This window comes from Solimonas sp. SE-A11, from assembly GCF_030345715.1.
In the GTDB taxonomy this organism is placed as follows: domain Bacteria; phylum Pseudomonadota; class Gammaproteobacteria; order Nevskiales; family Nevskiaceae; genus Solimonas_A.
Genome location: NZ_JAUASX010000001.1, coordinates 427,672 through 441,434, shown reverse-complemented (window position 1 = coordinate 441,434; position 13,763 = coordinate 427,672). Strand labels below are relative to the sequence as shown.

The window sequence follows — 13,763 nt, the reverse complement described above, 5'->3', positions numbered from 1 at the left end:
AAGAGGACAGGCCATCGATGGCCTGTCCTCTTTGCGGGTTGTCCGGCTTAGTGGCGCGCCACCAGGATCCAGCTCCCTCCGCAGACACCGCAGACATAGAGCGCGAGCCCATGCTCGTTGCCTGCCGCAGATGAGTCGGGATGCAGCGGGTTGCTGCAATTCGGGCAGGCCTTCATGCCTGCCCCGGCAGACGCCCCGAAGCGCGTCATGGTCTCGTCTTCGTACGGGGTATGCCCACGCACCACCTGACGCACCAGCGTCTGCATCCTTGCCTTCATCGTCATGGGCTACTCCTGGCGCTGCGTAGTGAAATCGTGGCGGGGCGTCATCCGCGCGCCGCACGCCGCGGCTCAACCTCGCCCGCGGCGTCTTGCTCGAAGCAGGCGCAATCATCCACGGCGTCGATGCAGCGCAACACCTCTGCACGCAACGGATCCAGTGCGTCCTCATGCCCCTGCCAGCGCAGTGGCAACAGCCAATCCTTCATGATCGCCTGCAGATGCCGCAGGCGAATGAGCAATTGCGGATTCGGATTGGCAGCGTGAATCTGCTGGCACAGGCCGGTGACGCGCCAGAATTCCTGCTCACCGGCGCCGGGCAGGCCATGGGCAAGCTGTCGAAGCTGATGCACGGCATGCCGTGATTTCGCATCCATGGGGGCCTCCCTCACTGGCTGGCCAGCTGCAAGCCGGACCGGCAGGCTTCCTTGGCGTGGACCAGCAGGTAACGGTCGCAGTAAGAACCGCGCAGGGCCTCCGGCAGCGAGTCCGGCGGCGCGAAGCTGGCGAGGCTCGCCGCATCGGCCTTTGCTTCCACGCCACAGCCGGAAAGGACCATGGTCAGTACCAACAGCGCTGCTACAACGAGTTCGTGATGCATGGCCCAGCCCTCCGGATGATGAAGCCAGCCAATCAAGAGTCAGGCCAGTATCAGGCCATTGTTTTCATTGAACTTATGCAAGCAACGCGTTGCAGGATGCACGGATTTCAGGTCGCCATTTCCGCGGCTTGCATCCTTCCTCTGGCTACCCTCGAAACCCTTGCCTGCCGCCGGCCTGCCCGCGCCGCCGTCCGTTTTCACGCATCGATTCCAGTTGCCAGCCGGACTTCGGGCATGCCTGTAGAGTTGTGATAAGAGATAAGTTATTAATTTAATTTTTAAATTATTAAAACAATCATTGGCGTCCATTCCCAGCAGGCATAGACTGCATCGCATAAGGAAAACAGCCACGCCCCAACGAGGGCGGGAACGCGCCGGGGCAGCGCCCTGGGGTAGAGAGAGGGAATGAACCGGTCCATCATTCGCGTGGCTTGCCGCGGCCTGCTTGCCGCTCTGCTGTTTCCGCTGGCCGCCACCGCCGCGCCCGGCGATCCGCTGGGGCCGGAAACCCGCATCAACACACCCGGCACGCCCGACGGCATCTACGCCGGTGGGCCGGTGGTGGCGCTGCAGGACAGCGGCGCCTTCGTACTGACCTGGACTGAGACGGGCGCCTCATCGTCCCGGACACAGGTGATGGCGCGCCGCTTTGACGCGGCGGGCAATGCGGTGGGGCCAGTGCTGGCGATCAGCGGCGTGGAGTCGAAGGCCGTGCATGGCAACCAGGCGCTGCGCAACGAAGACCCGGCACTGGGCCTTTACCTCAAGCGTTACGAAGGGTCCTGAGGCCGGGCCCTGCGCACCGCGCGAAGCACCCTGTCTGGGTTTTCTTTCCTACTGCAGGCGTCGGGGCGCTGCCCGATACTCCCGCGCCGCCGGTCCCATGATCATTCCTATACCCGACCACGCCATGACCCTTGCACGTCGCCTGCTGCTGTCCCTCGTCTCAGTGTCGCTGGCCGGCGCTCTCGCCGCCTGCAGCCGCTCTGATCCCGCGTCCGGTGACGGCGGCGACACCAGCACTGGAGCGCTGGAACTGCGCGTGCTGTCCAACCGCGCGGACCTGATCTCCAGCGGCGATGCCCTGCTGGAAGTGAAGCTGCCGGCAGATGCCGACGCCAGCAAGCTGAAGGTGACGGTGGCCGGCGCGGACGCCAGCAGCGCCTTCTCGCGGCGCGAGGACGGCCGCGTGATCGGCTTGGTCAGCGGCATGGCCATCGGCCTCAATACCGTCAGCGCAAACCTGCCGGGCGTGGGCTCGGCCAGCGTGACGCTCACCAACCACCCGCATGGCGGCCCGGTGTTCGCGGGCCCGCAGCTGCAGCCCTGGACCTGCACCAATGCCGGCGCGGTGGACGCGCAGTGCAATCAGCCGCCGGAGTACGTCTGGGTCTACAAATCCAGCAACCCTCTACTGCCGGGCCTGCAGTCCTATGACCCGGAGAACCCGCCTAGCGACGTCGCCACCACCACCACCGACCAGGGGGTGACCGTGCCCTTTATCGTGCGCGTGGAGACCGGCTACCAGGACCGCGACCAGTACAAGATCGCCGCGCTGTACCAGCCGAACCAGCCCTGGACCGCCGCCGCGCCGCAGCCGCAGTTCAACCACAAGCTGGTGATCAACCACGGCTTCTCCTGCGGTGTGGATTACCAGACCGGCAACGCGCCGTCGGTGATCCCCAGCAGCGGCACCGACATCCCCGTGATCGGCGGCGAGCTGCTGCCCATCGGCCTGCCGCTGGAGGTGCTGAAGGACGCCACCGAGCACGCACTGAGCAAGGGCTTCGCGGTGATGTCCACGGCACTGAACCACGCCGGCCACAACTGCAACGTGGCGGTGCAGGCGGAATCGCTAGTGATGGCCAAGGAGCGCGTGATCGAGCAGTACGGCGAACTGCGCTACACCATCGGCCAGGGTTGCTCGGGCGGCTCGCTGACGCAGCAGCAAGTGGCCAACGCCTACCCCGGCATCTACCAGGGCATCCTGCCGACCTGCTCCTTCCCCGACGCCTGGAGCACCGCCACGCAGTTCCTGGATTACCACCTGACGCTGGACTATTTCCTGGATCCCTCGCAGTGGGCGCCGGGCGTGCTGTGGCTGCCCACCCAGATGGCCAACGTGCAGGACCACCTCACCATCGTCAACTCGCAGGTCAGCGACAGCGCGCAGTTCCACGTCGCCGTGCCCACCAGCGCCTGCGCCGGCATCAGCGACGCGCAGCGCTACCACCCGGACACCAACCCCGGCGGCACGCGCTGCACGGTGCAGGACGCCGCCATCAACCTGCTGGGCCCTCGCCCGCCGGAGCGCTGGAGCGTCTACGAGCAGCAGATCAACCGCGGCTTCGCCGGCTTCCCGCTGGACAACGTCGGCGTGCAGTACGGCCTCAAGGCGCTGCAGCAGGGCCTGATCCTGCCCGCGCAGTTCGTGGACCTGAACGTGAAGATCGGCGGCGCCGACCAGGACACCAACGTGACCGAGGAACGCATGGTGGCGGTGCAGCCGGCGCTGGCCAACGCCTACCGCACGGGCATGATCAACCAGGCCAACAACATGGACCAGGTCGCCATCATCGACTGCCGCGGGCCGGATCCGGGCCTGTTCCACGACGCCTACCGCGCCTACGCCATGCGCGCACGCCTGGAGCGCGCCCACGGCCATCACGACAACCAGCTGATCTGGGAAGGCCCGATCCCGATGCTGGCGGACAACTTCTGCGCCAAGAACAGCTTCATCGCCATGGACCGCTGGCTGGGCGAAGTGGAGAAGGACGCCAGCGCCACGCCGCTGGCGCAGAAGCTGGTCACCCGCAAACCAGCGGACCTGAAGGACGCCTGCTTCGACGGCGTGGGCCAGAAGCTGCTCGACCAGGCCTGCGGCCCGCTGATCGTCGGCATCTACGGCACGCCGCGCACCGGCGCGGGCGACGCCATCACCACCGACACCAACAAGTGCCAGCTCAAGCCCATGGACCGTAACGACAACTACGGCATCTTCGGCTTCAGCGACGAGCAGTGGGCCCAGCTGCAGGCGGTCTTCCCCGACGGCGTCTGCGACTTCAGCAAGCCCGGCGTCAGCCAGCAGCCCACCATCCCCTGGCAGCAGTACGGCACGGCGGAAGCCGCGGTCTACGGTGGCAAGCCGATGCCTGCGGTTCCGGCCAATTCGGGACTGGGCTGGGCGTCGCCGGCATTCCAGGTGTTTGCGCGGTAGCAGTTCCTCCAGCCGTGGCCGTTCGTCCTGAGCCTGTCGAAGGATGAACGGCCACGCTCTGCCGCAGCATCGTTGCATCATCCGCAGAGAAAATTTTCGCTTGGCCGTGGCCTGATCGGTCGCTACGTTGCGTACTCGCGCACGTAATTCCAGCACATGGAGATTCGTGCGAGACCGCCCGGCATCCTTCTTCCAGATCACTGATATCCAACTCAACTGGCTGCTGAGCAGCGGATCGTCCGCATGGATGCTGAGCCTGCTCATCACGGAACTTTGCGTGGTCGGCTTCCATGCTCAATCACTGAAGGCTGCACCTCTACGAGTTCCTTCTGGAAGAAACCTTGCACGGGGATGCCGGCGTTGCATCTCGACGAAGAATCTCCCGACATCACCGTTTTGGTGCATACCGCCGCCAACTGCATCACCTTTGCATTCCTTCTATAGGCAAAACCCTACATTGGGGTGGGCCTGCCCTTTCCGGTTCCCGGCTAAACTGTGGGCCCGACCCAAGACCGCTGACCCCAAGGCGGCCCTCCCGTGACCAACGCTCGTCTTCCTCCGCTCAACGCCCTGCGCGCCTTCGAGGCCGTGGCCCGTCATCGCAGCTTTCGCAAGGCGGCGGATGAGTTGTTCGTGACGCCGGCGGCGGTGACGCACCAGATCAAGGCACTGGAAGAGCAGTTGGGCGTGGAGCTGTTCCGCCGCCTGCCGCGCGGCGTGGAACTGACGCCGGCCGCGAATGCGGCGCTGCCACTGTTCCAGCGCGGCTTCGACCTGCTGACCCGGGGGGTGAGCGAGTTGCGCGACTACGGGCGCGCGCCGCACCTCACGGTGAAGACCACGCCGACCTTTGCGTCCCGCTGGATCATGCCGCGCTTGCACCGCTTCCTGGCGGCGTACGACGGCATCGACGTGCGCGTGCTGGCCAGCGGCAACCTGATCCGCCCCACGGAGCGCCCAGGCGCGGACGACGCTCCGGAATCGGAGCCGGACCTGGAGATCCGCTTCAGCAACGGCCGGCCGGACAGCGAGCACGCCGACCTGCTGTTTACCGTGGATATCGTGCCCATGTGCCATCCGCGCCTGACCAGGCAGGGCGCGCACCCGCTGAAGACGGCAGCCGACCTGCGCTACCACGCGCTGCTGCACGGCGACACGCATATCGAGGACCGCTCCCGCTCGGGTTGGGCACAGTGGCTGCGCCATGCCGGGGTGACGGACGTGGATCCGCGCCGCGGACTGCAGTTCGACCACTCCACGCTGGCGCTGGACGCGGCCACCGACGGCCTGGGCGTGACGCTGGCGACGCCTCTGTTTGCCTCGGACGAGCTCGGGCGCGGTGACCTGGTGGTGGCGATTCCGCTGGCCATCCGGCTGGACCGCGCGTACTACGCGGTTACCGCCTCGGCCTCGGCCAGCCGGCCGGAGGTGGTGGCGTTCAGGAAATGGTTGCTGGAAGAAGCTGCCCTGGATGCGAAGAATGCCCAGGGCGCGACGGAAAAAAAGAAAAGGCCGCGAGGGAAATTGCGGCCTTGAAAAGTAGATCCCATGGCGGGATCTGGAGGAGATCGTTACCGGGGTGCGCGGAGCCTGTTGGGGGAGGGCTCGGCGCCGCGCACCGCGGCAGGAAAATCGGTCAGGTCAGTGCTTGGACTCGGCGCGGCGGAGGTCGGCAACGGTATCCGTGACATCCAGAACGGCTACCGACATCAAGCTGGCGGCGACACTGGCGACAATGATCGTTGCAAACATCGGGTACCTCCTTCTGCGCTCCAAGTACTTCGTTGATGTGCAATGTACGGGGGTTGGTGCGGCGCAACAATTGATATGTTCTGGGGTGGTCGTTTAGAAAATCTAAATGATCTCCGTTTAGTCCCATTCCGCACGGCCATCCCTGCCGCTCGTCTTGCCACGCGCCATAAGCGCGCCCCGAGCCTGCAGCATGACCCTGCCGGCCCCTTGAGCCGGCAGGGCGCCCCGGCGTCCCTTCTTCGAACAAGGACGCCGTGATGTCTCCGAAACCCGCTTTCCGCTCTGCCCTGCTTGGCCTGGGCCTGCTGCTGGTCAGTGCCTGCGGCGGTGGCGGGGGCGCAGGGGATGGCGAGAAGGAAGGCGCGGCGGAACCGCCGGCGCCGGTGCTGCGCAGCTTCACCGCAAGCCCTTCGAGCGTGGTCTCCGGCGGCGCGGCCATGCTGAGCTGGGACGCGACCAACGTCTCCACGGTGCGGATCGAGCCGGGCCTGGGCAGCCGGGGCGCGCAGGGCACGGCCACGGTACGCCCGACAGCCACCACCACCTACACCCTCACCGCCACCAACAGCAGCGGCACCCGCAGCGCCAGCGTGCAGGTCACGGTGCAGGCGGCCGCCGCGCGGGTCGACAGTTTCACGGCCAGCCCCGCATCGATCGCCGCCGGTGGCAGCAGCCAGTTGCAGTGGGCAACCACCGACGCGACCCAGGTCAGTATCGACAACGGCGTGGGCGCGGTTCCCGTTGATGGCAGCGTGACCCTGAGCCCGGCCGTGACCACCACCTACCGCCTCACGGCGACCGGCCCCGGCGGCAACAGCAGCAGCGAGGTCACGGTGACGGTATTGCCACCACCGACGATCGCCAGCTTCGGCAGCAGTGCGGTTTCGCTGCAGCCCGGGGAATCCGCGACTCTGAGCTGGGCCACGAGCGAGGCGACCACGGTGAGCATCCAGCCAGGCCTGGGCACGCAACCCGCCAGCGGCAGCCTCAGCGTGTCGCCGATGGAAACCATCACGTATCGCTTGACCGCGACCGGCCCTGGCGGCGTGCGCACGGCAGAGACCACGCTCAAGGTCATCACCTACGACTGGTCGGCGCTGGCGAAGCTGCTGGACGACCAGTTGGGCAGTGGCGAAGGCCAGATGGACGGCTACAACTTTGCGCTGGAAATCCGCGGGCGCCTGTTGTTCGAGCGCAGCGGCGGCAACATGCCGCCGCGCATGACCATCCCCATCGCCTCGGCCAGCAAGGCGCCTTCGGCCGCGGCGATCCTGTCGCTGGTGGACCAGGGCCTGCTGGACCTGGACGCGCCGGTGTCGACCTACCTCGGCAACTCGATCTCCTGGCCGCTGGACAAGGCCCCGATCACCCTGCGGATGCTGCTCAACCACAGCTCCGGCCTGCCCTTCGGCTCGCCCTGCATGGAGAACGACAGCATCACCCTGCAGGCCTGCGCGCAGGAGATCGCCAACCTGACGCTCAACTTCCCGCCCAACGCGGCGTTCTTCTACAGCGGCGCGGGCTACCAGCTGGCCGGCTACGTGGCGCAGCAGGCCGCGGGCAGGCCCTGGGCTCAGCTCTTTTCCCAGCAGATCGGCACGCCGCTGGGCCTGGAGACCTTCCGCTACGTGGGCAACGACAACCCACGCATCGGCGGTGGCGCTCTGTCGGATGCGCTCGACTACCTGCGCATCATGCGCATGTTCATCGACGGCGGTCGCGCCAACGGCAACACGGTGCTGTCGGCGCAGAGCGCCGCGAGCGTGACCGGCAGCCAGATCGGCTCGCGCCTGGTGCTGTTCCAGCCGATAGGCGAGAGCAGCGGGCTCGATGGCTACAGCAACGGCTGGTGGCTGTCGGGCGCATCCGCCCACCCCGGCAGCGCCGGCCCGGAGCTCAGCGACCCCGGCCTGCTCGGTGCCATGCCCTGGATGGACTTCGACAAGGACTACAGCGCCGCCCTGTGGACGCTGGAGGGCTCCACCACCGGCGTGAACCTGTGGCGCCTGATCCGCCCGCTGATCCTGGAGCAGATCAACCAATAGCCACCGCGCGCGGCGGCGGGCGCTCAGGCTAGTATGAGGATGTCTCCACAACGGCTCCTGCCATGAGCGCTCGCTTGATCCGCGGCCTGGGTTTCGTCGATGCCGCCGCCATCGTGGTGGGCTCGATGATCGGCACCGGCGTGTTCCTGAAGAGCGCCATCATGGCGCAGCATGTCGGCTCGCCGTCCTGGGTGGTGCTGGCCTGGGTACTGGCGGGGCTGCTGTCGCTGGCCGGCGCACTGAGCTATGCCGAGCTGGGCGCCATGTTCCCCAAGGCCGGTGGCGAGTACGTCTACCTCCGCGAGACCTACGGCGACCTCACCGCCTTCCTCAATGGCTGGACCCGCTTCTGGATCGCCGGCCCCGGCACCATCGCCGCCTATGGCGTGGGTGCCGCCACCTTCCTGGAGGGCGCGGTGGGCCTGCACCTGGCCGGCGGCAAGGCCGGCGTGGGCATCGCCTTCGTGCTGTTCTTCACCGCGCTCAACTGCCTGCAGGTGTCGGTGGGCGGGCGTGTGCAGTCCCTCGTCACCGGCGTGAAACTGTTGATGATGCTGGGCCTGATCGTGGGCGTGCTGTTCTTCAGCCCGCAGGCGGATGCGACGCACCTGGGCGAAAGCAGCAGCGCCCAGGCCTTCACCTTGTCCGGCCTGGGCCTGGCGATGCTGGCGGCGTTATGGGCCTACGATGGCTGGAACAACCTGCCGATGGCCGCGGGCGAAGTGAAGCAGCCGGAGAGGAACGTGCCGCTGTCGCTGATCCTGGGTGTGCTGGTGGTGATGATGGTGTACTGCCTGATCAACCTCGGCTACTTCCTGGCGCTGCCGCTGTCGGAGGTGCTGAGCGCCAACTCCAGCCTGAACCCCGGCGCATTGCCGGTGGCCACCAAGGCGGCGATGACCTTCATGGGCGTGGCCGCGGTGGGCGTGGTGTCCATCGCCTTCGTGATCTCCGCGCTGGGCGCCATGAACGGCTCCGTACTGAGCAACGCGCGCGTGCCCTACGCCATGGCGCAAGACGGCCTGTTCTTCCGCCAGTTGGGCATCCTCAGCAAGGGCAGCCGCGTGCCGGTGGTGTCGATCCTGGTGCAGGCCGTGATCGCGTCGGTGATGGCGGCCCTGGGCAGCTTCGACCAGCTCACCAACTACGTGGTTTTCTCGTCCTGGATCTTCTACGGCCTGGTCTGTGCCGGCGTGATCGTGATGCGCTACAAGCGCCCGGACCTGGCGCGGCCCTATCGCGTGCTGGGCTATCCCTTCGTGCCGATCGTATTCGTGGTGGTGTCGGTGCTGCTGATCGTCAACACGGTCTGGACCATGCCGGTGGACAGCGCGATCGGGCTAGTGCTGATCGCGGCGGGGGTGCCGGTGTTTTACCTGCTCAAGCGCCATTGGCGGCAAGCCTCTTGAAGGATCGTTGGATAGCGTGTCGCAATCGATTGGCGGATAGACATGCCTGCCTTCGCAGAGGGCGGGATGCTCCCGCTCTACAGTGACATCCTGTTGATCCGCCCGTCGGCCATTCGCGTTCAACGCCACGAGCCGTTGTAGACTCGCCTCCTCTTCCACCTGCCGGAGCTCTCGTCCGATGCGCCAGTAGCACCCCGCCGTCCCCCTGACGGCCCGCTTCCGTCCCGCGATCTCTCGCGGGGAAGTCCTGGGTGTTGTTCCTGGAGTGCGCATGACGAATCACGTCTCCCTGACGCTGCAAGGCGTTTGTTTCCAGTTGCCCGATGGCCGGGCGCTGTTCTCCGATCTCGATGAAAGCTTCGACGGCCGGCGTACCGGTGTGGTCGGGCGCAATGGCGTGGGCAAGACCGTGCTGGCGCGCATCCTGGCCGGCGAGTTGGCTCCCTCTGCCGGACGCTGCCTGCGCAGCGGCCGCGTTCACTACCTAACGCAGCAGACAGCACCGCAACCGGGGCAGAGCGTAGCCGGACTGGCGGGCGTGCAGCCGGTGATCGACGCGCTGCGGCGGATCGAGGGTGGCAGCACGCGGCAGGAGGATTTTGACGCGGTGGGCGAGCGCTGGGATATGCGCGAGCGCCTGCAGCAGGAGCTGGCCGCGTCCGGCCTTTCGCATCTGCGGCACGACACGCCCGCCACGCAACTCAGCGGCGGCGAAGCGATGCGCGTGGCGCTGGCGGGCGCACTCCTCAGTGGCGCGGACGTGCTGATCCTGGACGAGCCCAGCAATCACCTGGACCGCGAACACCGGCGGGCGCTGATCACACAATTACAGCGCTGGCCCGGCGGCCTGATCGTGGTGAGCCATGACCGTGAACTGCTGGAGACCATGGAGCGCATCGTGGAGTTGTCTGCGCTCGGGCTGCACAGCTACGGCGGCGGATACGGCTTCTACGCGCAGGCGCGGGCGCAGGAGCGCGAGCAGGCACAGATACTGCTGGACCAGCGCAAGGCGGAACGCCGGCGCGAGGAGCGGGCGCTGGTGGAGCAGCGCGAGCGGCTGGAGCACCGGCTGTCTCGCGGCGCCAGGCAAGCGGCGCAGGCCAACCAGGCGCCGATCCTGCTCGGCCGGCAGAAGGAGCGCAACGAGTCCAGCAGCGGCCGGCTGCGCGCGCAGCAGGACGAGGCGCGCGAGCGGCTGTCGCAGCGCGTGCGTGATGCCGCCGCGCAGGTGGAGGAAAGCGCTCCGGTGGTGCTGTTTTCGCCGGGCACCTTCACGGCGCCGGCCAGCGTCGCGAAACTGGAGGAGGTTCAGTTGCCGCATGTGCAGGGGCCTACGCAGGCACTATCGCTCAAGCTCCTGCGTGGACAGCGCCTGGCATTGACCGGCCCCAACGGCTGCGGCAAATCCACGCTGCTGAAATTGCTGGCGGGCTTGCTGCCACCGCTGTCGGGGCACTGCGAGCGACAGGTGGAGGTCGCCTACCTGGACCAGCACTTCTCCGTGCTGGAGCCTGGAGCCTCGCTACTCGCGCAGATGATGGCCGACAATCCGAAACAGCCGGAAGGTGAACTGCGCACGCGCCTGGCCCTGCTGGGCCTGGATGCGGATCGCGTGCAGCAACCCAGCGCGCTGCTCAGTGGCGGCGAGCGGATGAAGGCGGCGCTGGCCCGGGTGTTGTACGCGGAGCGCCCGGTGCGACTGCTGCTGCTCGACGAGCCCGGCAACCACCTGGACCTAGCCTCGCTGCAGGCGCTGGAGGCGATGCTGCGCCAGTACGGCGGGACGCTGCTGGTGGTCTCGCATGACGAGGCCCTGCTGGCAAACCTCGGACTGACCCATCGCCTGGAAGCAAGTCCACAGGGCTGGAGGCTGCGGGAGTGGCCCGCCTGAAGGCTGTCACGCGGCGGTCAAACGCCTCCGCTAGCGTGGCGGGCTTTTCCATCGGGGACCTCCATGACTCTGTCGCTGCGCCTGGCCGGCCTGGCCCTTACACTCGCGCTCGCGTCCTGCTCGAACAGCAATGAGGTCGATGGTGGCGGCAGCCTCCGGGAGTTCCAGATCGACGCTCCGGCGCTGACCGAGTCCTCGGGCCTGGCGCGCTCGCAGCGCGAGGCCGGCCTGTACTGGAGCCACAACGACAGCGGCGGCCCCACGGCAACCTATGCCTTCGACGAGACGGGCCGCTTGCGCGGCACGCTGACGCTGAGCGGCACGATCAATCTCGACTGGGAGGACATGAGCTCCTTCACCGAGGATGGCGCGCCGCGGCTGCTGCTGGCGGACATCGGCGACAACGGCGCGATCCGGCCGCTGCTGACGCTGTATGTCGCCAACGAACCCGAATTGCCGGCCGGCACGGTGCCGGAGCTGCGTGCGTCGCCAGTGCGCACGATCCTGATGGCCTACCCGGACGGCCCGCGCGATTGCGAGTCGGTGACGGTGGATGCTCAGGAGGGCTTCATCTACCTGCTGAGCAAGCGCGACGCGGTGCCGCGGCTGTATCGCGTACCGCTGCGCCCTGCCCTGCCGCTGGTGATTGCCGAGGCCCTGGGCGAGATCAACATCCCACGCGCGCCGGCCGGCGCGGAAAACCCGGAGGCCATCAACTGGGTGACGGGCATGGACTTCGACCCCTCCGGCACCCGCCTGGCGATGGTGACGCTGACGCGGGCCTATCTCTACGAGCGCAGTAACGGCCAGACCTGGGCTGAGGCGCTGCGGCGGGCGCCGCGCGCGCTGGACCTGCCGGATTATCCGCAGATCGAGGCGGTGACCTGGACGGCGGATGGCCGCGCGCTGCTGATCACCTCCGAGGGCAGCCCGACGCCGGCGGCGCGCATCCCGGTGGGACGCTGAGGGCTCACCAGACTTCCAGGGGACGCCAGTCCACGCTCAGCGCGGTGCGCGTATCCAGCCACGCCGGCGTACGCGGCAGGCGGTGGATCATGACCTGCTCCTCCGGCGTGGCGATCTCCTCGCCCTCCGGGCTTCGATAGGACAGCGCACCCTGCCAGGTTTCCCAGCCCAGGCGCTGGTAGAACGCCTCGGCGGAGGGTGACAGCACGGCGATGTCGTAGTCGTCGAACAGCGAGGGCATCCGCGACAGCACCAAGCTGCCATAGCCCCTGCCCTGCTGCTCCGGCAAGGTGGCGATGGCTTCGACGTAGGCACAACGCAGGCGGCCATAAGCCTCGGCGCGCAACTCGCGCTCCACCCAGGCGCCATGGCTCACCAGCAGGCCGTCGGCGTACACCAGCAGGTGCATGGCGGGATCGAGCATCTCCAGGTAGGCGGAGAAGTCTTCCTCGTAGGCGGCGGAGCACAGCACCAGGATTTCCTGCCGTTGCGCAGCGCTCAGATCGCGGCTGGAGGCGATCTGCATGTCGATGGAGGGGGCGGCACTCATGGGCGCTTGGACCGCGCAGCCGCGCGAAGTTCCCGCTAGGCCGCGACCACGCGGCGATAACGGCTGGGGTTGGCACCCGCCACCTTCTTCATCAGGCGGCGCAGGGCGGTGGCGTCCTGGTAGCCCACGGCCGCCGCTACCTGGTCCACGGTCATGCGGCTGCCTTCCAGCAAGGCGCGGGCGCGGCGCAGGCGCACGCTCTGCACCAGCGCCTGCGTGCTCTTGCCGGTGGCTCGGTGCACGTGGCGCGATAGCGAGCGCTCCGACATGCAGAGCTCGTCCGCCAACGCGGCGACGCTGGGCGCGGCGGGCAGGGCTTTCTCCACGCGCGCGGCGAGACGCGCGACCAGGTCGTCGCCACTGGCGAGCAGCTCCGGGACGATGAAAGGTGCCTGGGCCTGGCGGCCATCGATCAGCAACGCGCGGCACACGGCGTCGGCCAGGACGGCGCCACAGCGCTGTCGCAGCAGGTGCAGCATCAGGTCGGTCTGCGCCAGTGCGGCCCCGGCGGTGGTGACGGGGCCGTCGGCGCAGACCATGCGGTCGGCGTCGACCCGGCAAGCGGGTTCCTTCTGCTGCAGCAAGGGCGCCAGCCACCAGGTGGTGGTCGCACGGCGTCCTTCCAGCAGGCCGGCCGCCTGCAGCACGAACACCGAGGAGCACGAGGCCGCCACTGCGCCACCGCCGCGCGCATGCCGCTGCAGGGCGGCGGCGGCGCGCGGCAAATCCTCGCGCGCCAGGCGCCGGGCCAGCAGCGTGGGAGTGCCCATGCCCAGGCCCGGCAGCACCCAGGTGGAGCGGTCGTCGCGGCTGCGCACCGGCAGGCGCGTGGTCTCGATGCTCAGTCCGCCCTGCAGGGCCACGCTGCCACCGTCGAGCGAGCAGACCCGCCAGCGCGGTGCCGGCACGCGGGCGCGAGCGGCCAGGCTGGCAGCGGTGGCCAGCATGTCCTGGGTCAGGGCAACGCTGCTGGCATAGGCTCCTTCCAGCACCAGGACGGTGAAATCACGCATGTCTGATTACGCCTTAAAACAGTCTTATCGGACACTGCCAT

At 67.7% G+C, this 13,763-nt stretch carries 12 protein-coding genes; 7 read left to right on the top strand and 5 right to left on the bottom strand.

Annotated features, from left to right (window positions below):
- Positions 1 to 47: 47 nt before the first annotated feature.
- From QT386_RS02340 to QT386_RS02330, 3 genes are read right to left on the bottom strand one after another with little or no spacing between them, the layout of a single operon-like run.
- The gene (locus QT386_RS02340; protein WP_289272120.1) at positions 48 to 284 is read right to left on the bottom strand and encodes a zf-TFIIB domain-containing protein; all 237 of its coding nucleotides are present in this window, start codon (positions 282 to 284) and stop codon (positions 48 to 50) included.
- Positions 285 to 325: 41 nt separating this feature from the next.
- Positions 326 to 655: a hypothetical protein gene (locus tag QT386_RS02335; protein ID WP_289272119.1), complete on the bottom strand. Its 330-nt coding sequence runs from the start codon at positions 653 to 655 to the stop codon at positions 326 to 328.
- An 11-nt stretch (positions 656 to 666) separates the two neighbouring features.
- Positions 667 to 879 carry a hypothetical protein gene (locus tag QT386_RS02330; RefSeq protein ID WP_289272118.1) on the bottom strand — a complete coding sequence of 71 codons (213 nt, stop codon included), beginning with the start codon at positions 877 to 879 and terminating at the stop codon, positions 667 to 669.
- A 405-nt stretch (positions 880 to 1,284) separates the two neighbouring features.
- Between QT386_RS02330 and QT386_RS02325 the strand changes: the two genes are divergently transcribed.
- From QT386_RS02325 to QT386_RS02295, 7 genes are all read left to right on the top strand, one after another.
- On the top strand, positions 1,285 to 1,665 hold the full coding sequence (locus QT386_RS02325) for a hypothetical protein (RefSeq protein WP_289272117.1): 381 nt from the start codon (positions 1,285 to 1,287) through the stop codon (positions 1,663 to 1,665).
- A 124-nt stretch (positions 1,666 to 1,789) separates the two neighbouring features.
- Complete coding sequence (locus QT386_RS02320; RefSeq protein WP_289272116.1) at positions 1,790 to 4,096, top strand: DUF6351 family protein; 2,307 nt, start codon at positions 1,790 to 1,792, stop codon at positions 4,094 to 4,096.
- Between the two features lie 537 nt (positions 4,097 to 4,633).
- Positions 4,634 to 5,632 carry a LysR family transcriptional regulator gene (locus tag QT386_RS02315; RefSeq protein WP_289272115.1) on the top strand — a complete coding sequence of 333 codons (999 nt, stop codon included), beginning with the start codon at positions 4,634 to 4,636 and terminating at the stop codon, positions 5,630 to 5,632.
- Between the two features lie 473 nt (positions 5,633 to 6,105).
- The gene (locus QT386_RS02310; protein ID WP_289272114.1) at positions 6,106 to 7,893 is read left to right on the top strand and encodes a serine hydrolase; all 1,788 of its coding nucleotides are present in this window, start codon (positions 6,106 to 6,108) and stop codon (positions 7,891 to 7,893) included.
- A gap of 62 nt (positions 7,894 to 7,955) precedes the next feature.
- Positions 7,956 to 9,302 carry an APC family permease gene (locus tag QT386_RS02305; RefSeq protein WP_289272113.1) on the top strand — a complete coding sequence of 449 codons (1,347 nt, stop codon included), beginning with the start codon at positions 7,956 to 7,958 and terminating at the stop codon, positions 9,300 to 9,302.
- 271 nt (positions 9,303 to 9,573) lie between these two features.
- Positions 9,574 to 11,193, top strand: coding sequence for an ABC-F family ATP-binding cassette domain-containing protein (locus QT386_RS02300; protein WP_289272112.1), 1,620 nt, complete (start codon positions 9,574 to 9,576; stop codon positions 11,191 to 11,193).
- 63 nt (positions 11,194 to 11,256) lie between these two features.
- A complete protein-coding gene (locus tag QT386_RS02295) occupies positions 11,257 to 12,159 on the top strand; it encodes a hypothetical protein (protein ID WP_289272111.1) in 903 nt (300 codons plus the stop codon).
- Positions 12,160 to 12,163: 4 nt separating this feature from the next.
- Here QT386_RS02295 and QT386_RS02290 read toward each other — a convergent pair whose 3' ends face one another.
- A complete protein-coding gene (locus QT386_RS02290) occupies positions 12,164 to 12,709 on the bottom strand; it encodes a GNAT family N-acetyltransferase (protein ID WP_289272110.1) in 546 nt (181 codons plus the stop codon).
- 35 nt (positions 12,710 to 12,744) lie between these two features.
- The gene (locus QT386_RS02285; protein ID WP_289272109.1) at positions 12,745 to 13,722 is read right to left on the bottom strand and encodes a GlxA family transcriptional regulator; all 978 of its coding nucleotides are present in this window, start codon (positions 13,720 to 13,722) and stop codon (positions 12,745 to 12,747) included.
- Positions 13,723 to 13,763 lie beyond the last annotated feature (41 nt).